Source organism: Paraburkholderia bannensis, assembly GCF_014200455.1.
Lineage (GTDB): Bacteria > Pseudomonadota > Gammaproteobacteria > Burkholderiales > Burkholderiaceae > Paraburkholderia > Paraburkholderia bannensis_A.
In genome coordinates this window covers 1-1,812 of sequence record NZ_JACHBW010000060.1, presented here as the reverse complement: position 1 = coordinate 1,812, position 1,812 = coordinate 1, and the positions used below count along the sequence as shown (strand labels likewise).

The window sequence follows — 1,812 nt, the reverse complement described above, 5'->3', positions numbered from 1 at the left end:
ACGAACACCAACGTTTCGAACCTCGCGGGCAACGTGACCACGTTGGCTGGCGACGTGACGACCATCAACGGTCAGATCACCAACATGCAAGGCCAACTGGCCGATGCGGTGATGTACGACTCGTCGTCGCACAGCTCGGTGACGCTGGGTGGTTCGGGCGCAAGCGCACCGGTCGCACTGACGAACGTGGCGAATGGCCAGCTCAATGCATCGAGCACGGACGCGGTGAACGGCTCGCAGCTCTACGCAACCAACTCGAACGTGTCGAACCTGGCAGGTGATGTAACGAACCTCGCGGGCAACGTGACCACGCTGGCTGGCGACGTGACGACCATCAACGGTCAGATCACCAACATGCAAGGCCAGTTGGCTGACGCCGTGATGTACGACTCGTCGTCGCACAGCTCGGTGACGCTGGGTGGTTCGGGCGCTGCACCGGTCGCACTGACGAACGTGGCAAATGGCCAGCTCAACGCATCGAGCACGGACGCGGTGAACGGCTCGCAACTTTACGCAACGAACCAGAGCATCTCCGATATCTCGGGCAACATCACCGACATCAACGGCAAGCTGCAGGACGCCGTGCTGTACGACTCGTCGGCGCACAGCTCGGTGACGCTGGGTGGTTCGGGTGCATCCGCGCCGGTCGCACTGCATAACGTGGCGAATGGTGTGCTGAGCGCATCGAGCACGGACGCAGTGAACGGTTCGCAACTGTTTGAGACGAACACCAACGTTTCGAACCTTGCGGGCAACGTGACCACGCTGGCTGGCGACGTGACGACCATCAACGGTCAGATCACCAACATGCAGGGCCAACTGGCTGATGCGGTGATGTACGACTCGTCGTCGCACAGCTCTGTGACGCTGGGTGGTTCGGGCGCTGCACCGGTCGCACTGACGAACGTGGCAAATGGCCAGCTCAACGCATCGAGCACGGACGCGGTGAACGGCTCGCAGCTCTACGCAACCAACACGAACGTGTCGAACCTGGCAGGTGATGTAACGAACCTCGCGGGCAACGTGACCACGCTGGCTGGCGACGTGACGACCATCAACGGTCAGATCACCAACATGCAGGGCCAACTGGCTGATGCGGTGATGTACGACTCGTCGTCGCACAGCTCTGTGACGCTGGGTGGTTCGGGCGCTGCACCGGTCGCACTGACGAACGTGGCAAATGGCCAGCTCAACGCATCGAGCACGGACGCGGTGAACGGCTCGCAACTTTACGCAACGAACCAGAGCATCTCCGATATCTCGGGCAACATCACCGACATCAACGGCAAGCTGCAGGACGCCGTACTGTACGACTCGTCGGCGCACAGCTCGGTGACGCTGGGCGGTTCGGGTGCAAGCGCACCGGTCGCACTGACGAACGTGGCGAATGGCCAGCTCAACGCATCGAGCGCGGACGCGGTGAACGGCTCGCAGCTCTACGCAACCAACACGAACGTGTCGAACCTGGCAGGTGACGTAACGAACCTCGCGGGCAACGTGACCACGTTGGCTGGCGACGTGACGACCATCAACGGTCAGATCACCAACATGCAAGGCCAGTTGGCTGACGCCGTGATGTACGACTCGTCGTCGCACAGCTCTGTGACGCTGGGTGGTTCGGGCGCTGCACCGGTCGCACTGACGAACGTGGCGAATGGCCAGCTCAACGCATCGAGCACGGACGCGGTGAACGGCTCGCAGCTCTACGCAACCAACACGAACGTGTCGAACCTGGCAGGTGATGTAACGAACCTCGCGGGCAACGTGACCACGCTGGCTGGCGACGTGACGACCATCAACGGTCAGATCACC

Annotated in this window: 1 pseudogene; it reads left to right on the top strand. The window is 61.8% G+C overall.

The features are described from left to right. Positions 1-1,812 (top strand): annotated as a pseudogene (locus F4827_RS34805) (hypothetical protein); the annotation flags it as partial.